Origin of the sequence: Streptococcus pantholopis (assembly GCF_001642085.1) — a bacterium.
In the GTDB taxonomy this organism is placed as follows: domain Bacteria; phylum Bacillota; class Bacilli; order Lactobacillales; family Streptococcaceae; genus Streptococcus; species Streptococcus pantholopis.
In genome coordinates this window covers 1,057,126-1,081,805 of record NZ_CP014699.1, presented here as the reverse complement: position 1 = coordinate 1,081,805, position 24,680 = coordinate 1,057,126, and the positions used below count along the sequence as shown (strand labels likewise).

Sequence of the window (24,680 nt, the reverse complement as noted above, 5' to 3'; positions counted from 1 at the left end):
TTACTGATAGTGTAAGTCTGGTCTTTCTCTGCCGTTCAGATAAATTATTTTTAAAACAGTAGCCATTTTGGTCTGCTGTTTTATTTTTGCATTAAGCTGGGGTCATGATATGCCGAAAATAGCAGCACACTCTGATAACGATGCTTATTTGAAATATTCTGGACGGTGCCTTTTGCTAAAATAAATGGAAGCTAGAAGCCTTGTTAGCCACCAGCATAGCTGGCGGTTTTTTCGTTTTTCTCGTAGAGAAAAACTGGTTGGAAGCCATAATAAAAAAGCAGGGTCTGCACCCTGCTTTATGCTGTCATGGAGCCGGTGGGAGTCGAACCCACGTCCAAACATCTGCCAACCTATTTGTCTACAACTATAGGTTATGTCTTATTTTAACTTAGCTGTGATACATAACTCAAACCCCAGCTAAGCGAGTCTATCGGTCTCTTTTCAGTCAGTCAGACAATGACTAAACGTAGCTTGCTTATTAATGAAGACCGCTTCCCAGCACAAGCGATTGGTCAGCAGTCACACAGGCTGGTTTTTAGGCAGCTACTGCGTAAGAATTTGTATTTTTTGCAGTTATATTTAACTGGTCGTTTTACATCCGCCGATGAGTTGCAAAACAGATCTCATAATGCCTGTCGAATCCGTAACGACCCCAAGCTTTAGGAGGTGATACCCTCACCTGATTTTTAGTATAACAGATTAGCTTGCAAATAGCAAAAAAAGTCTGCATATGATATGATAATAATTATGAAGATGTCAAAACGCTATCTGATGATTCAGAAATTCATTCAAATTTTTGGAACGGTCGCCTTAATTGCTTCTTTTTTTCTGATGTTCTGGCTTTATCGTCTGGGTATTTTAAATGACAGTAATGCGATAAAAGATTTAGTTCACAGTTACCAATTTTTAGGCCCTTTTATTTTTATTATCATTCAGATTTTGCAGGTTGTTTTTCCTGTTATTCCCGGCGGCATCACGACAATTGCTGGTTTTCTGATCTTTGGCCCCTTCTTTGGTTTTATCTATAATTACCTTGGCATCATTGTTGGCAGTTTTATTTTATTTCTTCTTGTTAAGATATACGGCAGGAAGTTCGTTTTGCTTTTTGTCAAAGAAGCTACTTTTTATAAGTATGAGGCAAAGCTGGAGACAAAGGGCTATGAGAATTTTTTCATCCTCTGCATGGCTTCACCGATTTCACCAGCGGATATTATGGTTATGATTACAGGTCTGAGTAATATGTCGCTGGGGCGTTTCTTGGTTATTATTATGCTGGCTAAACCGATTTCTATCATCGGCTACAGTTACTTGTGGATTTTTGGCGGTGATTTGCTGAAGTCTCTTCTCAGCTGACAGGCTGAAAAAATCGGTAACTTTTTCATAATACCAATCTGTCTATTGAATATTTATTTTCTTTTGCAAAATATAGCAAATTCCCCAATAGTAAATGATAATCTGAATGAGATAACAAACAATGTAATAAGTCAAGAATGCAGAAGAGGAAGCAGAAATCGTTTCAATAAAGGATTGATTGATTAACTCAACAATGATAAAAATAAGGAAGTAGGCTAGAAATCCCATTAATTTCCGCTTGTCTAAAAACAGCTGGCCGATAGCAATAGCCAGATATATCATCAAGGTGCTTGATAAAATAGCCAAAATAAGCCAAAGTAAATAGAGCAGCCATTCGCTAAGTGTTATCTGCTGAACAATCAGTATCAGATTAGACAAAATTTCTTTGGGACCGGTAATGGGTAAAATAATGAGAAAAACACCGATGACTAAGACAAAACTGTTAAAGACAATCCAAATAAATGACATTAGCAGTTTTGATAGAATAAGCTGATGTGCTGAAACTGGTAGGGTCAGTGTCAGATAGCCTTCACGACCGAAAATATTTTTTGAAAAACGATTGATAATGATGAATAAAGTCGCAATCCAGGTCACAGAAATAAGGATACCTAAAGCTAAAAACAAAAAGGCGATAAATAAGCCATTGGTCCCTGATACAGTAAAATAAACGGCATCGGATTCAGGATTGGCAAATTTCTTGGCTGCTGTCAGTCCGAACAGCACTGAAACAGCCAAAACAGCTATGTTCATAGCAAAATACCATTTACCGACCGATTTAAATTCGTATTTTAAAAGTTTTGTAAACATTATACCCTCCCCCTACGCTTTAAATCTCTCACGAAACAATGAATCAATGGACTGTGCATATTGCGAGCGCAGGTCATCAGCATTGCCTTCTATGATGATTTTCCCGTCTTTTAAGAAAATAACTTCATCTAAAATCGGTTCGATATCTGCAATCAGATGTGTTGAAATAATAACGGATGCATCTTCAGAATAATTGTTAATAATGGTCTTCAAAATATAGTCTCTGGCAGCCGGATCTACTCCGCCGATTGGTTCATCCAGCAAGTAGAGCTTCGCTTTGCGGCTCATAACTAAAATCAGCTGTACTTTCTCTTTGTTTCCTTTTGAAAGGTTTTTAAAGCGCTGATTGATATCCAGTCCAAGGTCGTTTAAGAGATGTTCTGCCTGTTCTCGATTAAAATCTGCAAAAAAATCTTCAAAAAATGTGATGGCTTCTTTTATTTTCATCTCTTCACGCAGATAAGTTGTATCCGGCAGATAGGAGATGATTTTTTTGGTTGCAGCAGAAGGGTGGTAGCCATCAATAACGACCTCTCCCCGATTAGGCTGTAAAAGGCCGTTTATCAGCTTAATTAGGGTCGTTTTACCGCTTCCATTGGGTCCTAACAATCCGATGATTTTACCGGCGGGCAAGCTGATAGTTAAATCATCAATGACAGCTTTTTTATTAAATGTTTTGGTGACATGATGCAATTGTAAGAGTTGTGCCATCCTAATTATTCTCCTTCATAAATAGTTTTAAAACAGAGATGATATCCTCATTTTGAAAACCGATTTTTCTCATATTGGCAACAAATGAGTGGATTTCAGACTGAGCCGCTTCGTGTCGTTTAGCAGCAATCAGGTCTTTGTCCTTTGTGACAAAACGGCCTGATGTTCGCTGAGAATAAACCATCCCTTCGCGTTCTAATTCTGTGAAAGCTCTCTGCATAGTATTAGGATTGACTCCAGCGGTCTCTGCCAGTTCTCTCACAGTGGGGAGACGTTCACCACTTACCATTTCTTGGCTGATAATCTGCATTTTGATATAGTGTGCAATTTGAGAATAAATAGGCGATTTCTCATCAAATTTCCAAGACATTAAAAACCCCTTTCCTTAAATACAAAGAAAGTCCAGAAAGAAAACAGCTGAAAATCAAGCACTGGAAAGTTTAAGCAGGAAACGATTCTGATGATCCATCACAGTTTCGGGTATTCTCTCTGTCAGCTGGTCTGAAGAGGTTCCTTGCTTTTCGTTTCTACTTACTTTTATTCATTTTTGGCCTTTGTACTATATAGATAATACAAAAATATAGGTAAAATGTCAAGAAAATAAGGCTGAGACTGCCAGCTGTCTTAACTCAGAATTGTTAAACAATAGATAGCTGAAACTTGAACAGCCGAAAAAAACTTTTCTTATACTGGAGAAGAAAAGTTCAGCATGGATTTTTTTTTAATAGTATAATAGAAGCTAAGAAGAATGCAGAAGGAGAGAATCATGTTTGCACAACTGGATACTAAGACGGTCTATTCTTTTATGGACAGCTTGGTTGATTTAGGCAGCTATATCCAAAAAGCAAAGTCCTTGGGTTATCAAACGATTGGTATTATGGATAAGGATAGTCTCTATGCTGGTTTTCATTTTATTAAGGAGGCCCAAAAAGCTGGTATTCAGCCTGTTTTAGGCCTAGAGGCTGAACTTTCGGTCAATGGAGAAAGCTGCCTGTTTTATTTCATCGCTAAAAATACGCAAGGTTACAAAAATCTTTTGAAACTCTCCACTTTGCAAATGTCCAGCCAGCTGACCTACGAAAATCTGGCTGAATATCTTTCCGGTGTAGCTTTGGTGCTTCCCTATTTTGAAGGAATTGACAGACTGGATTTAGCTTTTGATTACTATATCGGAGTTTATCAGGACTCACCGCAGAGAAATTACAGCCAGCCTCTGCTCCCTCTTCAGACTGTCCGATATTTTGATGATGAAGAGATTGAGATTATTCAGATGCTGCATGCTATTCGTGATAACAAGCCCTTACGAGAAACTGAGGCTGGGTTTGCCAATCAGGCCTTGCTATCGTGTGAAGTGATGACACAGCGTTTTGAAGAAATTTTCCCTCAGGCTCTGTCCAATTTAGAGGAACTTGTCTCCGGAATTTCTTATCACTTTGATACCGATTTAAAATTGCCTCGCTTTAATAGGGAAAGAGAGGCAGCAGAAGAGTTAGCTGAACTGACAGAGTCAGGCTTGAGAGCTAAAAACTTATGGTTTCCGGTTTACCAAGAACGTTTGCAAAAAGAACTGACTGTCATTCATAAAATGGGATTTGATGACTATTTTTTAATTGTCTGGGATCTTTTACGTTTCGGCCGGAGTCGCGGTTATTATATGGGGATGGGCCGCGGTTCAGCTGCGGGGAGCTTGGTATCTTTTGCTCTGGATATCACCGGTATTGATCCCGTAGAAAACAATCTTCTTTTTGAGCGTTTCCTGAACGAAGAGCGTTACAGCATGCCCGATATTGATATTGATTTACCTGATATCTACCGCAGCGATTTCCTTCATTATGTCAGAAATCGCTATGGCTCACTGCATTCCGCACAAATTGTGACTTTTTCCACTTTCGGTGCCAAGCAGGCAGTTCGTGATGTTTTTAAACGTTTTGGCCTGACGGAATATGAATTAACGGATATAACCAAAAAAATTAGATTTAGAGATAGTCTGAGCAGTGTTTATGAGACTAACTTGGCTTTCAGACAGATGATTAACAGCAGGGCGGAGTACCAGAAGGCCTATCGCATAGCCAAGCGTATTGAAGGCCAGCCGCGTCAGACTTCTATTCATGCGGCAGGGATTGTCATGAGCGATGATGATTTGACCGAACATATTCCTCTTAAAGCCGGAGAGGATATGATGATTACACAGTACGATGCCGGTGCAGTTGAGGCGAACGGCCTTTTGAAGATGGATTTTTTAGGACTGCGCAATCTGACTTTTGTTCAAAAAATGCAGGAAAAACTGGCTGAAACACAGGGAACAGTAATTGATATTAAAGCCATTGACTTAGAAGATAAGCAAACTTTGGCGCTTTTTGCGGCCGGTAAGACTAAAGGAATATTTCAATTTGAACAAAGCGGAGCCATTAATCTCCTAAAAAGGATTAAGCCGCAGAAGTTTGAAGATATAGTGGCAACGACCAGTTTGAATCGGCCGGGGGCCAGTGACTATACGGAAAATTATATTAGACGGCGCTTTGGCCGAGAGCGTGTCGATTTATTTGATGAGACCTTGGCTCCAATCTTAGAACCAACTTACGGTATCATGCTCTATCAGGAACAGGTTATGCAGATTGCTCAGGTCTATGCTGGATTTACATTAGGCAAGGCCGATTTGCTCCGCCGGGCAATGTCGAAGAAAAATCACGCAGAAATGCAGGATATGGAAGCAGATTTTCTTGCAGGTGCCCAAAGGCTGGGGCATCCTTTGGAAACAGCTCAAAATCTTTTTGCCCGTATGGCTAAATTTGCTGGTTATGGCTTTAACCGCAGCCATGCTTTTGCTTATTCGGCTTTGGCTTTCCAGCTGGCTTTCTTTAAAGCGCATTATCCTGCCATTTTTTATGATATTATGCTCAATTATTCAAGCAGTGATTATATTGTTGATGCTTTAGAATCCGGTTTTGAAGTGGGGAAAGTAGAGATTAACTCTGTTCCTTATACAGATAAAATTGTTCAAGATCGTATTTCTTTGGGCATGCGGCACTTAAAAGGTTTTCCTCAGGAACTGGCCTACTGGATTATTGACAAAAGACCGTTTCAAAGTGTCGAAGATTTTTTAACACAGCTCCCGCCTAATTTTCAAAAGCGTGACTATATCATACCTTTGATCCGTATTGGGGCTTTTGATGCTTTTGAGCCTAATCGGAAAAAAATTGAAGCTAATTTGGACCATCTGTTTACCTTTGTTAATGAACTGGGCAGTTTGTTTGCTGACAGTGCTTATAATTGGCTGGAAACAGACGATTATTCGGGGATGGAAAAATATCAGATAGAACAGGAGCTCTTAGGGATTGGGCTCAGTCCGCATCCGCTTTTTGAAATTGCTAAGCAGTCGAGAAGAACTTTTCAAACTATAAATGATTTGCAGGAAAATACGGAAGCTACCATACTCATTCAGATTCAAAAGATACGTGTGATCCGGACCAAGTCTAAAGGCCAGCAAATGGCATTTTTGAAAGTTACTGATGCTAAGAAAACACTGGATGTTACTGTGTTTCCGGAGAGCTATCAGCAATTTAAATCACTCTTGCAGGAAGGGAGTTTTTACTATTTGCTGGGAAAAGTACAGAAGCGTGAGGGGCAGCTGCAAATGATTTTAAATGGAGCAGAAGAGGCCGGTTCGGAACGTTTTTGGATTTTGCTGCAGGATCACCGCTATGACAGAGAAATATCTGCTGTTCTGTCTGAGTTCAAAGGAGAGATTCCTGTTGTCCTTCATTACAGGGACAGCAAGGAGACCATTCAGAGTCAGACCTACTATGTCCAGAAAAATCAAACATTAGCAAAAAGATTAGAACAATATGTCCTGAAAACGGTTTTTCGATAAAAAAATACGAAAAGGGAGCAATTTGGTAAGGATTATGCTATAATAAGAACGTTAAAAAGTAAAAAAGGAGTCTTAGCAAAATGAAACGTATTGCTGTCTTGACCAGTGGCGGTGACGCTCCTGGGATGAATGCTGCTGTTCGTGCAGTCGTTCGTAAAGCAATTAATGAAGGGATGGAAGTCTTTGGTATTAACCGCGGCTATGCAGGTATGGTTGCCGGAGATATTTTTCCATTGGATGCACAAGCTGTTTCGAATACCTTGTCGCATGGCGGCACCTTTCTGCAGTCTGCCCGCTATCCTGAGTTTGCAACTCTTGAAGGACAGCTGGCAGGGATTGAACAGCTGAAAAAGAGAAATATAGAAGGTGTTGTTGTCATCGGCGGTGATGGTTCTTATCATGGCGCTATGCGCCTGACTGAGCACGGTTTCCCGGCTATTGGTATTCCTGGCACAATCGACAATGATATTGCCGGAACTGATTATACAATCGGTTTTGATACAGCTGTCCATACTGCTACCGAAGCTCTTGATAAAATTCGCGATACGTCATTTAGCCACGGGCGGACATTTGTTATTGAAGTGATGGGGCGTAATGCCGGTGATATCGCACTTTGGTCCGGAATTGCTGCAGGTGCCGATCAGATTATTATTCCTGAAGAAGAATACGATATTAATGATGTTGTTGCTAAAGTCAGGGAAGGCTATGAGAAAAAAGGCAAGCATCGCCATATTATTGTTCTTGCTGAAGGTGTTATGCATGCCGAAAAGTTTGTTTCGCTTATGAAGGAAGCTGGCGACACAAGTGATTTGCGTGCCACAAACCTTGGGCACATTCTGCGGGGCGGAGCACCATCTCCTCGTGACCGGGTCATTGCTTCTTGGATGGGAGCCCACGCAGTTGAGCTGCTTCTTGAAGGCCGCGGCGGACTGGCTGTCGGCATTCATAATGAAGCCTTGGTTGAGAGCCCAATTCTTGGCAGTGCTGAAGAAGGTGCCCTCTTTAGTCTGACTGAAGAAGGCAATATTATTGTTAACAATCCGCATAAAGCACGTCTTGACTTTGCTGCTTTAAATCGTGATTTGGCACATTAAGATTAAGTATAACAATCTAAAATTATTGATGTTTTATGGATGAATAAAGAATAAAGGGAGTTTCGTATTTATATGAATAAACGCGTAAAAATTGTTGCAACACTTGGCCCTGCGGTTGAAATTCGCGGCGGTAAGAAATTCGGTGAAGATGGTTACTGGGCTGAAAAGCTGGATGTTGAAAAATCGGCGGCTAAAATTGCTGAACTCATAACCGAAGGTGCTAATGTCTTTCGTTTCAATTTCTCACACGGTGACCATTCAGAGCAGGGCGAACGCATGGCAACAGTTCGTCTGGCAGAGGAAATGGCACGCCAAAAGGTAGCTTTTCTGCTGGATACTAAAGGTCCTGAAATGCGTACGGAATTGTTTGCAGAGGATGCTAAAGAATATTCTTACACGACAGGTGAGCGAATTCGTGTTGCGACAAAACAAGGCATTGAATCAACGCGTGATATTATTGCTTTAAATGTTGCCGGTGCCTTAGATATTTACGACGATGTTGCTGTTGGTCAGACTATCCTTATTGATGACGGGAAGTTGGGACTGAGAGTTATCGAAAAAGATATTGCTAAACGGGAATTTATCGTTGAAGTTGAAAATGACGGTATTATTGCCAAACAAAAAGGGGTTAATATCCCTAATACAAAAATCCCTTTCCCTGCACTGGCAGAACGAGACAATGCTGATATTCGTTTCGGGCTCAGCCAAGGGCTTAATTTCATTGCTATTTCATTTGTCCGCACAGCTAAAGACGTGGAAGAGGTTCGTGCCATCTGTAAAGAAACAGGCAATGACCACGTTCAGCTTTTTGCTAAAATTGAGAACCAGCAAGGGATTGACAATATTGATGAAATCATTGAGGCTGCAGACGGTATCATGATCGCACGCGGAGATATGGGAATCGAGGTTCCGTTTGAAATGGTTCCTGTTTACCAAAAGATGATTATCACTAAAGTTAATGCTGCCGGCAAATCAGTTATTACAGCAACGAATATGCTGGAAACAATGACTGATAAACCGCGGGCAACCCGTTCAGAAGTATCGGACGTCTTTAATGCTGTTATTGACGGAACAGATGCGACCATGCTGTCTGGAGAATCGGCCAATGGGAAGTATCCGGTCGAATCAGTGCGGACTATGGCAACAATTGATAAAAATGCTCAGACTTTGCTCAATGAATACGGCCGCTTGAACTCAGATGAATTTGAACGGACTTCAAAAACAGAAGTTGTTGCATCAGCGGTCAAAGATGCGACCCGCTCTATGGATATTAAGCTGGTTGTTACTATTACTGAATCCGGCAATACAGCACGTCTTATTTCTAAATACCGTCCTGATGCTGATATTTTGGCTGTGACTTTTGATGAAAAAACACAAAAATCATTGATGATTAATTGGGGAGTTATTCCTGTTGTGACTAAGAAACCTGCTTCAACAGATGACATGTTTGATGTAGCTGAAAAAGCGGCTTTGAAATCTGGTCTTGTAGAATCGGGCGATAATATTGTGATTGTAGCCGGTGTACCGGTTGGTTCAGGCGGAACAAACACAATGCGTATTCGTACGGTTAAATAAACATGTTTTCTTATTTGAGAGATGTTCGCTTTTAATATAAGCGGCTTCTCTTTTTTTATAAGCTGGAAAATGATATAATGTTATTCAGAAAGATAGCTTGGAGTCATTATGGTAAAAAGAGATTTTATTCGTAACTTGATTATTGCTTTAATCATTATTTTAGCAGCTCTCCTTTTACGAATTTTTGTGTTTTCAACTGTTCGGATTGCAGAAAGTTCTGCTAATTCTTATTTACATCAAGGGGATTTGGTCACCATCAATAAAAATGTTACCCCTCAGTATAAAGACTTTGTTCTCTATACAGTTGACGGAAACGATTATGTCGGCCGGATTGTAGCCGAAGCCGGTGACAGTGTGACTTATATGGATGATATTTTTTATTTAAATAATGCTGTCGCAGCGCAAAATTATATTGAAGAAGAAAAAACCGCCTATCTGGAATCTGCTCCGGCCGGATCACTTTTCACTGAAGATTTTACTTTAGCAACGATTGCTAAAGATGATCAAAAGACCGTGCTTGCCAATAAGGAATATTTAATTTTAAATGATAACCGGCGCAATACTAAGGACAGCAGAGAATTTGGCATTATCAAATCCTCTCAGATAAAAGGCGTGATCAGATTCAGGGTACTTCCCCTAAATCAGTTTGGTTTTATTGATGTAGAGTAGCGAAAGCTGCTTTTTTATTGGGGAATTTTGCTTTTGAATCTTGAAATTTGACTATACCAATTTTCTTATTGACAAGGAAATAAGAAAATTATATACTGTTTTTGTTGAGTTTTTTGGTGTTCTTTTAAAACTATACCAATTCTCAAATCAAACTTAAGAAAGAAGAGGCAGAAATGTAAAATTGGTGTTTCTGCTAAAGGTAAAAACTATGTGTGGTATTGTTGGTGTTGTCGGGAATGCAAATGCAACTGACATCCTGATTCAAGGACTTGAAAAGTTGGAATATCGCGGCTATGATTCAGCCGGCGTTTTTGTGACAGATGGTGAAAAAGGGCAGCTGGTTAAAGCAGTTGGCCGAATTGCAGATTTAGCAGAAAAAGTCGGTGATACAGTGACAGGAACTGCAGGAATCGGGCATACCCGCTGGGCTACTCATGGTAAACCAAGTGAAGATAATGCTCACCCTCACACTTCTCAAACAGGCCGCTTTATTCTAGTGCATAATGGTGTTATTGAAAACTATCTTCAAATGAAAGAAACGTATCTGGCAGACCATCAGCTCAAAGGGCAAACAGATACCGAAATTGCTGTTCATTTAATTGGAAAATTTGTTGAAGAGGATGGTTTGTCGGTTCTGGAAGCCTTTAAAAAAGCGCTGCACATTATCGAAGGTTCTTATGCTTTTGCCTTGATTGATGCTGAAAATCCCGATACTATTTATGTCGCCAAAAATAAATCACCTTTGCTGATTGGTCTTGGACAAGGTTACAATATGGTCTGCTCGGATGCAATGGCCATGATTCGTGAAACCAGTCAGTATATGGAAATTCATGATCAAGAACTGGTACTTGTAACCAAAGATAATGTTGAAGTTCAAGATTATGACGGTCATGCTATTGAACGTGATACCTACACTGCTGAGTTGGACCTTTCTGATATAGGCAAAGGGACCTATCCATTCTACATGCTTAAAGAAATTGACGAGCAGCCTACGGTAATGAGAAAACTCATCAATACTTACGCAGATGAAAATGGGAATATGACTGTCGACTCTAACATTGTTAAAGCTGTTCAGGAATCAGACCGTATTTATATTTTAGCTGCTGGGACATCTTATAATGCTGGTTTTGCTGCAAAATCAATGCTGGAAACGCTGACAGATACACCGGTTGAATTGGGAGTGGCTTCGGAATGGGGCTACAATATGCCGCTTTTAAGTAAGAAGCCATTATTTATCCTTTTAACCCAATCTGGTGAAACTGCAGACAGCCGTCAGGTCTTGGTCAAGGCTAATGAGATGGGAATTCCTAGTTTGACTATCACCAATGTTCCGGGCTCTACATTATCGCGTGAGGCTACTTATACAATGCTGCTGCATGCCGGTCCGGAAATTGCGGTGGCTTCTACCAAAGCCTACACTGCACAGGTTGCTACTCTAGCCTTTTTGGCAAAAGCTGTCGGTGAAGCTAATGGCAAGCAGGAAGCTCTGGATTTTGATTTGGTTCATGAACTGTCCATTGTTGCTCAGGCGATTGAAGCGACATTGTCAGAGAAAGATTTGATTGCTGAAAAAGTTCAGCATTTACTCAGTACAGCCCGCAATGCTTTCTATATTGGACGCGGAATTGATTATTATGTAACAATGGAAGCCTCCCTCAAATTAAAAGAAATTTCATACATTCAATGTGAAGGATTTGCTGCCGGCGAATTAAAACATGGAACGATTTCCCTAATAGAGGAAGGGACGCCGGTTATTGCATTGATTTCAACAAGTGAAAAAATTGCGGCTCATACACGTGGTAACATTGCTGAAGTGGTTTCCCGCGGAGCCAATGCGCTTGTCATTGTTGAAGAAGACCTAGCCCGTGAAGGAGACGATATTATTGTTAATAAAGTCCATCCTTATTTAACAACGATTGCAATGGTTATTCCTACCCAGCTGATTGCTTACTATGCTTCTCTGCAGCGTGGGCTTGATGTGGATAAACCGCGTAATCTGGCTAAAGCCGTTACCGTTGAATAAACCGACTTTGTCTTTATAAAGTAAATAAAACCTTTCAGAATTCTGGAAGGTTTTTAAGATGCAAGGCCTATTCGGCCTATTCAGGCTCACAGCAAAAAGACGGCAAGTCCGAAATCTTCGATTTGGCAGACGCTCCTCTGCCAGGACGACTAGAAGAGTGAAGCGAAAAGTTTGATTATTCAAATTGTTTTTGACCTCTTCCACAGAGCGCAGCAGACTAAAGGTATTTAGCTGCTTTTTTGCTAATCTTTTCTCATCTGTAACTGCAAGTTGAAGTGATTTTCAGCAGTGCTTTGAAACAGAGTAGGTATTTGAGAAACTTTTGCATCAAACTTTATCAATCTGACACAAAAATTGTGCCAAAATTTGAGTGTTTTGACAGGCTGGATTGCCTTATAATGAAGATAAGAAAGAAGGAGGAACTTTGACATGGAAAACAAAAGTTCATTAAAAGTCAGAGTGCAAAAACTAGGAACGGCTCTTTCCAATATGGTTATGCCCAATATTGGAGCCTTCATCGCCTGGGGAATTTTAACCACTCTGTTTATTGATACCGGCTGGCTGCCGAATCCAACTCTCAATGTGATGGTCAGTCCGATTCTAACTTATTTGCTGCCAGTCTTAATCGGCTATACCGGCGGCTATAATGTTTACGGCCAGCGCGGTGCTGTGGTTGGAGCGATTGCCACGTTCGGTGCTGTAGCAGGCTCTGATGTCCCAATGTTTATTGGTGCAATGATTATGGGGCCGCTTGGAGCTTGGTGTATCAAAAAATTTGACCAGGTCTTTCAGGATAAGGTAAAAGCAGGGTTTGAAATGCTGGTTAATAATTTCTCTGCTGGTATTATTGGCTTTATTTTGATTATTTTGGCTTTCTTAGCTGTTGGTCCTATTGTTTCCAGCCTGACAAACGCAATTGGTGTCGGAGTACAGGCGATTGTTGAAGCGAGATTGTTGCCGCTGGCTAATATTTTGATTGAACCCGCTAAGATTCTCTTCTTGAATAATGCTCTTAACCACGGTATTTTCACACCTCTTGGGGCTGAGCAGGTGGCTGCGGCCGGCAAGTCTATTCTCTTCTTGCTTGAAACCAATCCTGGTCCCGGTCTTGGAGTCTTGCTTGCTTTTGCTATTTTTGGCAAGGGATCAGCTAAATCTTCTTCTTGGGGAGCCATGGTCATTCATTTCTTAGGTGGTATCCATGAAATTTATTTCCCTTATGTCATGATGAAACCGCTCCTTTTCTTAGCGGTTATCGCAGGCGGTGTATCTGGTACCTTTACTTTCCAGCTGCTTGGAGCAGGACTGTCGGGCGCCGCTTCACCCGGTTCCATTATTGCTATCTTAGCGATGACCCCTCGAGGAGGCTATCTGCCTGTTCTGGCCGGTGTCTTTGTGGCTACAGCAGTTTCCTTCCTTGTTGCGGCTCCTATCCTGAAAGCAGATAAGTCTGATGGAGATTCGTTAGCAGAAGCTCAGGCGGCTACTCAGGCAGCTAAAGCAGAATCTAAAGGGCAGAGTGAAGCAGCGCCAGCGATAACAGAAGATATTTCAGCTGATTCAGTACAGCAAATTATTTTTGCCTGTGACGCCGGCATGGGAAGTTCAGCTATGGGTGCTTCGATCCTTCGTGATAAGGTGAAGAAAGCTGGCCTTGATTTGCCGGTTTCTAACAAGTCGATCTCTAACCTGACTGATACGCCTAATACTTTAATTGTCACTCAAGAGGAATTGGCAGACCGGGCTGCTCAGAAAACACCTAGCGCAGTTCATGTAGCTGTAGATAACTTTTTAGCTACTCCTAAGTATGATGATATTGTGTCTATGCTTGCCGGAACAGCTTCTCAAACAGCTGCAGCTTCATCTGGACCAACTGATGGCAAGTCTGATGATAGTGAAATTGACCTGAACTATATTGACGAAGTTGTTTTTGCCTACGATCAAGCACGGGGTTCAGCAACTATGGGGCAGTCTACCCTTGAGGCAATCTTTAAAAACAATGGCATTGCTGTGCCTGTTTCTAAGGCAGCAAACAGCAGTTTAGGGAAGTTCAATGCTGAAAATATTTTGCTTGTGACAACAATTGCTAATCAGGCACTGGTTCAGCAGGAAGCCCCTAAAGCTCAAATTTTGGTGGTTGACAGTTTGGTGACAACGCCTGAATATGATAAAATGGTTGCCCGCATGCATAAATAACAGTAAAAGTATATAATAAGTATATGCTACTAACCAAACGTGAAGAACAATTGCTGAAAGCTTTCCAGGATTTTGGAAAGCTTTCAATCAATAATATTTCAGATATTTTAAAAGTTTCCAGACGGACAGTTTACCGAACTCTGGCTGATTTAACAGAGAGCCTTAATCAGATGGATATTGGCATTATCAAGGAAGGTAACCACTATTTATTAACCGGTGAATTGGAAAATTTGGGAGAATTTACCAGTCAGACTGTTTTCTCGCGCAATGAGCGTTTAAATTTGATTGCTTTTAAGCTGCTGACAGCGGAGGCTGAAGTGACAAATGAAGAGCTGCAAGAAACTTTTGCTGTGAGCAATGTGACTATTATTCAGGATATTTCCGATATTGAAAAACGGTTTTCAGACTTTGATTTGCAGCTGATACGCAGGAAAGGGTATTCTATTGACCCAAACAGTACAACTCTGCGCCGGGTGTTAGCTGTACTGATGACCAACAATATTCCTGTCTCTGATTTTTGGCAGTATGACTATAGTTCTTTCAAAGCAGACAATGAGGACTACCTGAAAAGAGCGACGCTTATCTTTCAGGCTCATCAGTCAATACTGCCTGATATTGATGCAAAAATGAGCCAGTTTTTTATTATTTTGCTGGCTTTGACAGGCTATGGAGCAATACCTGAGAGTGTGTCCCCTGTCGTCAGCAAGGTTTCGCTTGATTTTGCTAAGTCGGTTTATGCAGAGTTATCGGAAAAAAATGGTCTTTTTTACCCGATACAGGAGATTCTCTATTATGCAGCTGTTTTAGATGAATTAGTGATTAAAAGGCAGGAGACACCGCTTTTTCATGAAAATTTCGACAGTGAATTTTTCTATAATGTTTCCAATCTTATTGATAAAGTAGCTTTGTATACCAAAATCAATTTTGCTAAGGATCGAACCTTGTTTAAATTCTTATTTAATCATATCCGGCTGAGCTTGGCTATACCAATTATTTTTGAAGATTCAGCAAATGCGACTATCAGACATTCTGCGCTTAATCACAGTGAATACTTGCATCGTGTGGTCACACTGCTGGTAAGAGAGATCTTCCCTGTTTATTTGCAAAGTGAAACCGAATATGAGCTGATTACACTGCATTTTGCCTCCAGTCTCAGAAGAAGTCCGGATATCTATCCTATTACAATTTTGCTGCTAAGTGATGAACGTCCGTTGACCTGCGAACTTTTGATTACCCGTCTCAAAACGATTGCACCATTTGTAGAAACTGTCAAAGTAAAAGCTATGTCTAGCTTTACAGAACAGGACAGAAAAAACTATGACAGTATCCTGTCAACTCAGCTGACCTCTTTGCAGGATGTAAAGATGATATCTGTTTATCCTGATGGAAAAGAACTCCTGCAGCTTCAAGAGTATCTGCAGGATGTACAAGCCAAGCGCGATGTTAAAATACCTCAGGACATCGATCTTAAACCAAGTTATAATTTTCAAAACTATTTAACAGCCAGTCAGGCTTTGCTATCTGAATTTTCTTTTAAGCAGATAGATAATCTTCCGCAGTTTTCGGAAACTGTCAGAATGATTGTCAAAGAATTAGTACATGTTACGGATAAAGATTATTTGGCAAAAAAACTCTTGAAACACTTTGAAATCAGTCCACTAGCCATTCCTGAGACACATTTAGCCTTGCTTCACACCTATTCCAGTAAAATTGAGAGGTCCTGTTTTCTGGTTTTTGAACTAAAACAGCCTGTTAAGGCTCTGTCGATGAATCATCAGGAAGAGGAAATTTCCCGGATACTGGTGATGTTAACCCGCCTGCATGAAAGTGCAGAGGTACGGGACTTAATGACAGCAATCAGTCAGTCCATTATTGAAAATCATCTCTATACTGAAATTTATAAAACCGGCAATAAAGATATCATTTATCAGCTGCTCAATCAAATTTTTACCGAAAAAATAAAGAAATTGGAGAACTAAGATGGAATTTCAAAAAAGTTTAATTAAACTGAACCAAGATTTTTCGAATAAAGAAGAAGCGATCCGCTTTTGTGGTCATCTTCTCTATAAAGAGGGTTATGTAGAAGAAGAGTATATTGAGGCTATGGTGGAAAGGGACCGCGATTTATCAGTTTATATGGGAAATTTTATTGCAATCCCTCACGGAACTGATGCAGCTAAGGAAAGAGTTTTAAAATCTGGAATTACTGTTATTCAGGTTCCTGATGGCGTTAATTTTGGTGATGAGAGCAATCCGCAAATAGCTACCGTTTTATTTGGTATTGCTGGTATAGGCGATGAGCATCTGCAAATGATTCAAAAAATTTCTATCTTTTGTGCTGATGTGGATAATGTGGTTAAACTAGCCGATGCTAAAACTGAAGAAGAGATTATCCGCTTATTAGAAAATGTAGAATAAAACCGCAGCAGACGAAATGGAAGATTTCGGACTTATGTGTTTTAAACGACTTTTGTATCTTGTTAATTGAACACGGGCTAAGAGCTGTGCAAAAAAGATAAAATCTCCTAGAGTCTCAGCGACTCTTCGTCAATTTTCCTATTTTTGCTTTGCTCTTTTAACGCCCTTTGTATCTTGTTAATTGAACACGGGCTAAGAGCTGTGCAAAAAAGATAAAATCTCCTAGAGTCTCAGCGACTCTTCGTCAATTTTCCTATTTTTGCTTTGCTCTTTTAACGCCCTTTGTATCTTGTTAATTGAACACGGGCTAAACGCTGTGGGAAAAACTAGTCAAGCTGAGTGCTGTATTATTACTATCCAGCCGTAGACGTCTGAAGGCTTTGTCGCCTTAGCAGTCGACCGCACCCTTCTAGTCGTCTTGGCAGGGATGCGTCTGCGAAATCATAGATTTCGGACTTACCGCCAACCGTAGACGTCTGAAAGCTTTGTCGTCTTAACAGTCGACCGCACCTTTCTAGTCGTCCTGGCAGGGGTGCGTCTGCGAAATCATAGATTTCGGACTTACCGCCAACCGTAAACGACTGAAAGCTTTGTCGCTTTAACAGTCGACCGCACCTTTCTAGTCGTCCTGGCAGGGGTGCGTCTGCGAAATCATAGATTTCGGACTTACCGCCATTTTCCTTTTGCGTTTTTAACGGGCTTTGTATCTTGTTAATTGAACACGCCCTAAGAGCTGTGCAAAAAAGACAGCCCTCCCTTGAGTCTTTAATGACTCGGCGGTCAGGCTCCTATTTTTGCTTTGCTCTTTTAACGGGCTTTGTATCTTGTTGTGAGGAGGGTATTTATGAAGAAAGCAGTGCATTTTGGTGCGGGCAATATTGGCCGCGGTTTTATAGGTGAAATTCTAGCAGAAAATCAGTTTGCTATTGATTTTGTTGATGTAAACGAAGCGATTATCACCGCTTTGCAAGAGAGACAGTCGTACGACATTGAAATTGCAGAGGCAGGTCAGCGCCATATTACAATTCAGCATGTTAATGGAATCAACAATGGCCAGCATCCTGAAGCGGTGGTTGAAGCTATACGTACAGCTGATTTGATCACCACTGCAATAGGTCCTAATATCCTGCCGCTTATTGCCGAGTTGATTGCCAAAGGGATTGAAGCACGTTGTGCAGACAATAATAAGCAAGCTATTGATGTTTTGGCTTGTGAAAATATGATTGGTGGTTCACAGTTTCTATACGAAGAAGTGAAAAAATACCTGTCACAGGAAGCTTTGACTTATGCTCAGCAGCATGTTGGTTTTCCTAATGCTGCAGTTGACCGAATTGTTCCGGCTCAGTCCCATGATGATCCGCTTTTTGTGGTTGTTGAGCCCTTTAAAGAGTGGGTTGTTGAAACCAGCCGCATGAAAAATCCTGATCTAAAATTAAAAGGGGTGCATTATGAAGAAGACCTAGAGCCCTTTATTGAACGCAAGCTCTTTTCTGTCAACTCTGGTCATGCTACCTCAGCTTACACAGGAGCTTTTTATGGAGCAAAAACCATTCTTGAGGCTTTGCAAAATGACAAGGTTAAAACTAATGTGGAAGCAGTTCTGGCAGAAATCCGCAGTCTTTTAATCGCTAAATGGGGCTTTGATGAGGCCGCTTTGGCTGACTATCATAAGGTCATCCTATCTCGCTTTGAAAATCCGTATATTGTTGATGAGGTGACTCGAGTGGCTAGGACACCTATTCGTAAGCTTGGTTTTGATGAGCGCTTTATTCGGCCAATCCGTGAGCTGAAAGAGCGTCATCTGCCTTATGACAGCCTATTGCGGACGGTCAGTTTTGTCTTTAAGTACAATGACCCTGATGATGAACAGAGCAGACAGCTTCAGGAAAGTTTAGCACAAAAACCAGCTGATCAGGTTGTTGCAGAGGTCACGGGCCTGAAGGATAGCGCTTTAATTGCAGAGATTGTAAGCAGTATTGAAAAAAAGGCTTAGTTTATTAAAGAAGAAAGAGTAAAATCAAGTCTCTGTGCAGGCATTTGATTTTACCTTTCCTTTTTTTGTACAGTTAACTCCTATCTGAGAAGCTTTTTGCAAATAATTTAGGAACCATCTCCAAAATCTTCTGAAAATTTGGTATAATAGTTAGGTGATTATGCTGACAGGAGAGACCATGGCTTATTTATTAGACATTTTACCTAATTTATTAAACGGCGCTTTGATTACGTTACAGGTATTTATCACTGTTTTAGTTTTATCAATCCCAATAGGGGCAGTTTTGGCTTTTTTAATGCAGGTATCTTTTAAGCCTCTGAATTGGCTGCTGACCTTGTATATTTGGGTGATGCGAGGCACACCCTTGCTTTTGCAGCTGATTTTTTTCTATTATGTTCTGCCCAGTGTCGGAGTGACAATTGGGCGTATGCCCGCTGCTATCCTAGCCTTTACACTTAACTATGCTGCTTATTTTGCAGAGATTTTTCGGGGAGGTATTGCTGCAGTTCCCCGCGGCCAGTATGAAGCTGCTAAGGTGCTGAAGTTTACTCAGTTTCAGACGATACGCTATATCATTTTGCCGCAAGTCATCAAGATTGTTCTGCCAAGTGTGTTTAACGAAATAATTAATCTGGTTAAGGATTCTTCTTTAGTTTATGTGCTTGGAGTAGGAGATTTGCTTTTAGCCAGCAAGACTGCTGCCAATCGGGACGCTTCTTTAATGCCAATGTTTGTGGCTGGTGCTATCTACCTTCTCCTTATTGGTATTGTAACGATTATCTCACATCGTGTTGAGAAGAAGTACAGCTATTATAAGTAAGGAGACAGGATGTTAGAATTAAAAGATATTTCTAAGCAGTTTGGTCAAAAAAAGATTTTCGATCACTTTAACCTGCTTGTCGAAGAAGGGAAGATTTTATCGCTGGTCGGTCCGTCCGGCGGCGGGAAAACGACTTTGCTGCGGATGCTGGCCGGTCTTGAAAAAATAGACTCCGGTGAAATTATTTACAATGGAGAGTCAGTCCCTATCGATCATTTGGAGAATTTAAATCTGCTGGGATTTGTTTTTCAGGACTTTCAGCTTTTTCCGCACTTAAGTGTTCTGGATAATCTGATTTTATCTCCTTTAAAAACAATGAATATCCCGAAAGATAAAGCGATTGAAAGAGCTAATGATCTTTTAGAGAAATTAGGTCTCAGCGATCAAACAGCATCTTATCCTTATGCTCTGTCCGGCGGACAGAAGCAGCGTGTAGCTCTTGCCAGAGCCATGATGATTGAACCTCGGATTATTGGCTATGATGAGCCTACCAGTGCATTGGATCCGGAACTGCGCCAGGAGGTAGAACGGCTTATCTTGCAGAATCGCAGTCTAGGCATCACACAGATTGTGGTAACGCATGATTTGTCCTTTGCTGAAACTATCTCTGATACCATTGTTAAAATCAATCCCAAATAAATAAGAAAGTGACAGATTAATGATGAACAGAAAAAAATTTTTCAGGCTTGTTTTTTGTCTGCTGGTACCCTTTATTCTGGCAGCTTGCAGCAGCAGGAGCAATTCAGCGACTTCCTCTGATCAGTGGGAAACTTATCAAGATGACGGTGAGATTACCATCGGTTTTGATAAAACGTTTGTTCCGATGGGGTATGAAGATACGGACGGTTCCTATGCCGGTTTTGACATTGAGCTGGCAGAGGCTGTTTTTGAAAAATACGGTATTGCAGTTGAGTGGCAGCCTATTAACTGGGATATGAAGGAAACAGAATTAAACAACGGCAATATTGATTTAATCTGGAACGGCTATTCTGCGACAGATGAGCGCAGGGAAAAAGTTCTCTTTACTGATTCGTATATGGAGAATGAACAAGTTCTTGTTACGAAGAAAAGTTCAAATATAACCAGCTTCTCTGATATGAAGGACAAGGTTTTAGGGGCTCAGGCCGGTTCGTCAGGCTATCAGGCATTTACTGATTATCCCGAAATCCTTAAGGATTTTGTTAAAAATGATGATGCCACTCAGTATGAGACCTTTACACAAGCTTTTATTGATCTTGAAAATGATCGGATTGATGGTTTGCTGATTGACCGCGTTTATGCTAATTATTATTTACAGCAGGAAGGTCAGCTGGATAATTACAATATTATTTCCGGTGATTATGCCGAAGAAAATTTTGCAGTTGGTGCCCGCAAAGCAGATAAAACACTGGTTAAAAAAATTAATGCTGCCTTTGCTGAACTTCATGAAGACGGGCGTTTTCAGGAAATTTCTGACACATGGTTTGGCGAAGATGTTGCCTCAGAAGACATTAAGTAGCTAGGTAGGTATGATTTATTTTGTCGAGAGAAAAAGGACAGCCCCTACAGGAGCTGTCTTCTTTTTTTCTATATGGGAAATCTGCAGCAACTGGCGCAGAGAAAGACTGGGAGTTTCATTTTTAAACCGTTTTATAAGATTTTAATCAATAGTTCCACAAGGCTGCTGCGGAGTAACTTGGTGAAAGATCAGGAACCATTTTTCATTCCGGCGCCAGATACTGGTGTGAAACTGATGGTCAGTTTTATAAGTCACTAATTTTGTTTTTTGGCTGACAGACTGTAGTTGGAAATGCTGAAACTGGCTGTTGTAGCAGGCGTCCATTGCAATAAAATCTAATTTTGTCAATGTTTTTCCCTTTTCGTCAATCATCAGAAACTCCTCACCGATCAGCTGTTCATAATCTGGGATGCGGGCCAGCACTAATTTTTCATTTTTGTAGAGCTTGTTAAACACATTGTCTGCGATTTCGTCTTCCGGCAGCGGTGCTGGTTCGACATGGATATCAATATCGTAAATGGAAAATTTTTGACTGAGCAGTTTTTCGACTTGCTCTGTAATAGAATGACTTTCGTAGACAGAAAGATCAGGATTCATCTCCAGTACTATGTCCAGGTATATGTTACTGCCGTAAGTTCGGCCGCGCTGAGATTTAACGGCAGTAATTTTAGGGATTTTTAAAATAGCTTTTTCATATTCTTTTAGCTGTTTTTCATCAAAACCGTCTGATAAGCTAAAGGTGCTTTTTATAAAAATATCATATGCAGTCTTTAAAATAAAATAAGAGATGATTACTGCAGCAATGCGGTCGATAATTATCAGATTTAAAGAAGCAGCAATAATAGCAACAGCTGTACCTAAAGAAGTCAGGGCATCGGATAAGTTATCTTTAGAAGCTGCAACTAAAGCACTTGACTGAATTTTTTGAGACAGGCCTTTATTATACCGGTGGACGCCATACATAACCAGTGCTGATGTGAGACCAACAGCGGCCCCTAGAGGGTCGATTTTAGCCTGACTGTTGCTGAAAATTTTCTCTACCGTCTGCAATAAGACCCGAAAGCCGACGGTAAACATAATAAAAGCGGTAATAAGACTTGCGAGATCTTCTATTTTCCAATGTCCAAACCTGTGATTTGTATCAGCAGGCTGACTGGCAAGATATAAACCAATGAGCAAAATAAGATTGCCCAAGATATCAGAGAGATTGTTAAAACCATCGGCAACCAGAGCACTGGAATCCATCATATAGCCACTGAGAAGTTTGGCTGCAGCAAGCAGCAGATAGGCAATAATGCTGACGATAGGACCTCGCATAGCTAATTTTAAATTTTTGCTAGGATTTGTCATAAGAACTCCCTTGACTGTCAATGTTTTCATTGTATCATATAAATATAATGAAAAACAAGCTGCCGGTAAAACAGCTTGTTTTTCCAAATATCCCCTACTCCAAAATACTAGCTGTGATTTAGGAAAGACAGCTGGTATTTTGGATGCTTACCGCTGTCTGTTAAAATAGTGTGCGGTTTCACTGATAATGACGGGCGAAAGGGCCAAGAGGGCAATGAGGTTTGGCAAGGCCATCAGTCCGTTAACGATATCGGCAATAGTCCAAATAAGATCGAGTTTGAGAAAACCGCCTAAAGCAACCATAGCAATAAAAATCAGACGGTAGAGAAAGAGATAGCGCGTACCGAACAAAAATTCAAAGCAACGTTCACCATAATAGCTCCAGCCTAAGATGGTTGTAAAGGCAAAAAGAACAAGGCAGAAGGAGAGCATAACAGCACCGGCAGAACCAAAAAGAGAAGAAAAGGTGGCCTGCGTCAGAGGTGCCCCCTCCAGTCCTTGAACAGTCCACTTATCAGTTACGATAATAGCTAACCCAGTGAGCGTGCAGATAATGAGCGTATCAATGAAGGTTCCTGTCATAGAAATAAGCCCCTGCTCCACTGGCTCGTCAGTTTTTGCTGCAGCAGCTGCAATCGGAGCCGAACCGAGGCCGGATTCATTTGAAAAAACACCACGGGTAATTCCCTTCTGAATGGCTTCTTTAACAACAGCTCCGGTAAATCCTCCAACAGCAGCTGTGCCGGTAAAAGCGCCTTTTAGAATCGAAGCAAAAGCAGGAATAATCTGATTGGCATTCATAAAAATAATGGCAAGAACAGCTAACATGTATGAACCTGCCATAAAAGGCACAACTTTTTCAGAGACTTTGGAAATTGACTGAATGCCGCCAAAAATGACAATAGCAACAAGAAGAGCGATAAGAATACTGACAACTCGAGGGGAAAAAGAAAAGGTATTTTCAAATGATGAAGTGATGGAGTTAACCTGTGAGAAAGTTCCCAGTCCCAGCCAAGCAACAAGAACTCCTGATAAAGCAAAAAAGACTGCTAAAGGTTTCCATCTGTTTCCCATACCATTGATAATGTAGTGCATCGGTCCTCCGGCAACTTCACCATTAGCGTCTTTAGTCCGGTACTTGATGGCAAGAAGGCCTTCAGCATATTTGGTTGCCATACCAAAAAAAGCAGCTACCCACATCCAAAACAGAGCTCCTGGTCCTCCGGACTTGATAGCAGTAGCAACTCCAACAATGTTTCCGGTTCCTACGGTAGCTGCCAAGGCAGTCGTTAATGCAGCAAAACTGGAAATATCACCGTCTCCCTGATCTTCAGCAAAAATAAGCGCAAAAGCTTTTGGGAGTTTAAAAACTTGCAGCAAGCCAAGACGAATAGTGAGATAAATACCCGTTCCGACTAAAAGAACAAGCAGGGGAGCACCCCACACAATATCATCAACAGCTGTAAAAAATTCCAACATAAAAGCGTCTCCTTAGCAAGATTCAATGGCTGTATAAAGCATAAAAGAAAATTAGGGACTGACCAATTACCAGATTCTACTGAGACAGGCCATACTCACCGAGCAGCCACCTCATTTGCAGGTCAGCTTCTGTGATTTTATCTGCGCCCTCTGCCAAAACGACTAGACTAGAAGGGTGCGGTCGGCTGTCAAGGTGACAAAGCCTTCGGATTCATTGATGCTGTTCAATCAGGACGACTGGAAGGAAGTGACAAAAAATTTAAGCTTCCATGGCACTTTAGTTGTTTTTTCACATCTTTAGAATAACTGCCAGGTCTTGTGGGTGTGGGACGACGGACAAGGAGTCTGTTCCACACCAAAAGAAAAAGAAGCTGTCTGCAAACAACTTCTGTAAGTACGATAAAAAAGCTTAAAAATCTTTAAATTTTATCTTCGCTTTTTCTGTCCTTTTGCCTGAGAGATTGAGCACATTTGCCTTGCCCCTTCGGCGCCTAAAAAGGTCTCTCCAGAAGTCCGTCAGTTAATCAGTCCTGTCATTCTCTTATGACACCTGAGAGTGCAACTCCTTCGGTGAAAGATGGTCTATCTTTTCTCTCCTGAAAAACGTCAATCGGTTTAAAAAATGAATAAGTTAATAGTATAACAAAAGTTTGGTCCTGTCAAGGTTAATTTAATCAGATCAGATAAGGTTATGGATATGGCCAGCTTATCAATGAGCTCAACTCCATTCTTTTTACCCTCTCCTTTGTTTTTAAAACTAAGGTTTATGCAGCATTAAAATACGTAGTCAAATTCTGACAAATTATAATTTACTTGCTAAAAT

General features: G+C 40.8%; 18 protein-coding genes, 1 other RNA gene and 2 riboswitches. Of the genes, 13 read left to right on the top strand and 6 right to left on the bottom strand.

The annotated features are described in order from the left end of the window. Positions 1-304: 304 nt before the first annotated feature. Positions 305-654, bottom strand: a transfer-messenger RNA (tmRNA) gene (gene ssrA / locus A0O21_RS05025). Between the two features lie 87 nt (positions 655-741). On the opposite strand from ssrA, the gene A0O21_RS05020 reads away from it, so the two are divergent. Next, positions 742-1,353: a TVP38/TMEM64 family protein gene (locus A0O21_RS05020; RefSeq protein ID WP_162492844.1), complete on the top strand. Its 612-nt coding sequence runs from the start codon at positions 742-744 to the stop codon at positions 1,351-1,353. 42 nt (positions 1,354-1,395) lie between these two features. On the opposite strand, the gene A0O21_RS05015 is transcribed toward A0O21_RS05020, so the two are convergent. The 3 genes from A0O21_RS05015 to A0O21_RS05005 are packed head-to-tail and all read right to left on the bottom strand — an operon-like array spanning position 1,396 to position 3,241. Beyond that, positions 1,396-2,160 (bottom strand): hypothetical protein, encoded by a 765-nt coding sequence (locus A0O21_RS05015; RefSeq protein ID WP_067062227.1) that lies wholly within the window; start codon positions 2,158-2,160, stop codon positions 1,396-1,398. A 12-nt stretch (positions 2,161-2,172) separates the two neighbouring features. Then, entirely contained in the window at positions 2,173-2,871 is a 699-nt protein-coding gene (locus A0O21_RS05010) for an ABC transporter ATP-binding protein (RefSeq protein WP_067062224.1), read from the bottom strand. Between the two features lies 1 nt (position 2,872). Further along, positions 2,873-3,241, bottom strand: coding sequence for a GntR family transcriptional regulator (locus A0O21_RS05005; protein WP_067062221.1), 369 nt, complete (start codon positions 3,239-3,241; stop codon positions 2,873-2,875). Positions 3,242-3,637: 396 nt separating this feature from the next. On the opposite strand from A0O21_RS05005, the gene A0O21_RS05000 reads away from it, so the two are divergent. From A0O21_RS05000 to A0O21_RS04940, 12 genes are all read left to right on the top strand, one after another. Then, positions 3,638-6,742, top strand: coding sequence for a DNA polymerase III subunit alpha (locus A0O21_RS05000; RefSeq protein WP_067062218.1), 3,105 nt, complete (start codon positions 3,638-3,640; stop codon positions 6,740-6,742). A gap of 80 nt (positions 6,743-6,822) precedes the next feature. Beyond that, positions 6,823-7,836 carry a 6-phosphofructokinase gene (gene pfkA, locus A0O21_RS04995; RefSeq protein ID WP_067062215.1) on the top strand — a complete coding sequence of 338 codons (1,014 nt, stop codon included), beginning with the start codon at positions 6,823-6,825 and terminating at the stop codon, positions 7,834-7,836. A 72-nt stretch (positions 7,837-7,908) separates the two neighbouring features. Next, complete coding sequence (gene pyk / locus A0O21_RS04990; protein WP_067062211.1) at positions 7,909-9,411, top strand: pyruvate kinase; 1,503 nt, start codon at positions 7,909-7,911, stop codon at positions 9,409-9,411. Positions 9,412-9,519: 108 nt separating this feature from the next. Beyond that, positions 9,520-10,080 carry a signal peptidase I gene (lepB, locus tag A0O21_RS04985; RefSeq protein ID WP_067062207.1) on the top strand — a complete coding sequence of 187 codons (561 nt, stop codon included), beginning with the start codon at positions 9,520-9,522 and terminating at the stop codon, positions 10,078-10,080. A gap of 208 nt (positions 10,081-10,288) precedes the next feature. Further along, positions 10,289-12,103, top strand: a complete 1,815-nt coding sequence (gene glmS, locus A0O21_RS04980; RefSeq protein ID WP_067062205.1) for a glutamine--fructose-6-phosphate transaminase (isomerizing) — start codon at positions 10,289-10,291, stop codon at positions 12,101-12,103. A gap of 429 nt (positions 12,104-12,532) precedes the next feature. Next, positions 12,533-14,299 (top strand): PTS mannitol transporter subunit IIBC, encoded by a 1,767-nt coding sequence (locus A0O21_RS04970; protein WP_067062198.1) that lies wholly within the window; start codon positions 12,533-12,535, stop codon positions 14,297-14,299. Positions 14,300-14,322: 23 nt separating this feature from the next. Next, the gene (locus tag A0O21_RS04965; protein ID WP_067062194.1) at positions 14,323-16,278 is read left to right on the top strand and encodes a BglG family transcription antiterminator; all 1,956 of its coding nucleotides are present in this window, start codon (positions 14,323-14,325) and stop codon (positions 16,276-16,278) included. A 1-nt stretch (position 16,279) separates the two neighbouring features. Then, positions 16,280-16,717, top strand: a complete 438-nt coding sequence (locus A0O21_RS04960; RefSeq protein WP_067062191.1) for a PTS mannitol transporter subunit IIA — start codon at positions 16,280-16,282, stop codon at positions 16,715-16,717. An 844-nt stretch (positions 16,718-17,561) separates the two neighbouring features. Beyond that, complete coding sequence (locus tag A0O21_RS04955) at positions 17,562-18,710, top strand: mannitol-1-phosphate 5-dehydrogenase (protein ID WP_067062188.1); 1,149 nt, start codon at positions 17,562-17,564, stop codon at positions 18,708-18,710. Between the two features lie 178 nt (positions 18,711-18,888). Continuing rightward, a complete protein-coding gene (locus tag A0O21_RS04950; RefSeq protein WP_067062185.1) occupies positions 18,889-19,530 on the top strand; it encodes an amino acid ABC transporter permease in 642 nt (213 codons plus the stop codon). Positions 19,531-19,539: 9 nt separating this feature from the next. After that, positions 19,540-20,169, top strand: a complete 630-nt coding sequence (locus A0O21_RS04945; RefSeq protein WP_067062182.1) for an amino acid ABC transporter ATP-binding protein — start codon at positions 19,540-19,542, stop codon at positions 20,167-20,169. A 22-nt stretch (positions 20,170-20,191) separates the two neighbouring features. Then, positions 20,192-21,028, top strand: coding sequence for an amino acid ABC transporter substrate-binding protein (locus A0O21_RS04940; RefSeq protein ID WP_067065148.1), 837 nt, complete (start codon positions 20,192-20,194; stop codon positions 21,026-21,028). 141 nt (positions 21,029-21,169) lie between these two features. Here the strand turns inward: A0O21_RS04940 and A0O21_RS04935 are convergent, their stop codons facing one another. Continuing rightward, complete coding sequence (locus A0O21_RS04935) at positions 21,170-22,378, bottom strand: cation diffusion facilitator family transporter (RefSeq protein ID WP_067065146.1); 1,209 nt, start codon at positions 22,376-22,378, stop codon at positions 21,170-21,172. Positions 22,379-22,525: 147 nt separating this feature from the next. After that, positions 22,526-23,857, bottom strand: a complete 1,332-nt coding sequence (locus A0O21_RS04930) for an alanine/glycine:cation symporter family protein (RefSeq protein WP_067062179.1) — start codon at positions 23,855-23,857, stop codon at positions 22,526-22,528. 431 nt (positions 23,858-24,288) lie between these two features. Further along, a riboswitch (glycine riboswitch) is annotated at positions 24,289-24,376 on the bottom strand. An 11-nt stretch (positions 24,377-24,387) separates the two neighbouring features. Continuing rightward, a riboswitch (glycine riboswitch) is annotated at positions 24,388-24,466 on the bottom strand. Positions 24,467-24,680 lie beyond the last annotated feature (214 nt).

Coding starts and splice junctions, on each gene's coding strand:
- A0O21_RS04945 (WP_067062182.1), top strand. CDS start 19,540: ATGTTAGAATTAAAAGATATTTCTAAGCAGTTTGGTCAAAAAAAGATT.
- A0O21_RS05005 (WP_067062221.1), bottom strand. CDS start 3,241: ATGTCTTGGAAATTTGATGAGAAATCGCCTATTTATTCTCAAATTGCA.
- A0O21_RS05000 (WP_067062218.1), top strand. CDS start 3,638: ATGTTTGCACAACTGGATACTAAGACGGTCTATTCTTTTATGGACAGC.
- A0O21_RS05010 (WP_067062224.1), bottom strand. CDS start 2,871: ATGGCACAACTCTTACAATTGCATCATGTCACCAAAACATTTAATAAA.
- A0O21_RS04930 (WP_067062179.1), bottom strand. CDS start 23,857: ATGTTGGAATTTTTTACAGCTGTTGATGATATTGTGTGGGGTGCTCCC.
- A0O21_RS04950 (WP_067062185.1), top strand. CDS start 18,889: ATGGCTTATTTATTAGACATTTTACCTAATTTATTAAACGGCGCTTTG.
- A0O21_RS04955 (WP_067062188.1), top strand. CDS start 17,562: ATGAAGAAAGCAGTGCATTTTGGTGCGGGCAATATTGGCCGCGGTTTT.
- A0O21_RS04940 (WP_067065148.1), top strand. CDS start 20,192: ATGAACAGAAAAAAATTTTTCAGGCTTGTTTTTTGTCTGCTGGTACCC.
- A0O21_RS04965 (WP_067062194.1), top strand. CDS start 14,323: ATGCTACTAACCAAACGTGAAGAACAATTGCTGAAAGCTTTCCAGGAT.
- pyk (WP_067062211.1), top strand. CDS start 7,909: ATGAATAAACGCGTAAAAATTGTTGCAACACTTGGCCCTGCGGTTGAA.
- A0O21_RS04935 (WP_067065146.1), bottom strand. CDS start 22,378: ATGACAAATCCTAGCAAAAATTTAAAATTAGCTATGCGAGGTCCTATC.
- glmS (WP_067062205.1), top strand. CDS start 10,289: ATGTGTGGTATTGTTGGTGTTGTCGGGAATGCAAATGCAACTGACATC.
- A0O21_RS04960 (WP_067062191.1), top strand. CDS start 16,280: ATGGAATTTCAAAAAAGTTTAATTAAACTGAACCAAGATTTTTCGAAT.
- pfkA (WP_067062215.1), top strand. CDS start 6,823: ATGAAACGTATTGCTGTCTTGACCAGTGGCGGTGACGCTCCTGGGATG.
- lepB (WP_067062207.1), top strand. CDS start 9,520: ATGGTAAAAAGAGATTTTATTCGTAACTTGATTATTGCTTTAATCATT.
- A0O21_RS05015 (WP_067062227.1), bottom strand. CDS start 2,160: ATGTTTACAAAACTTTTAAAATACGAATTTAAATCGGTCGGTAAATGG.
- A0O21_RS04970 (WP_067062198.1), top strand. CDS start 12,533: ATGGAAAACAAAAGTTCATTAAAAGTCAGAGTGCAAAAACTAGGAACG.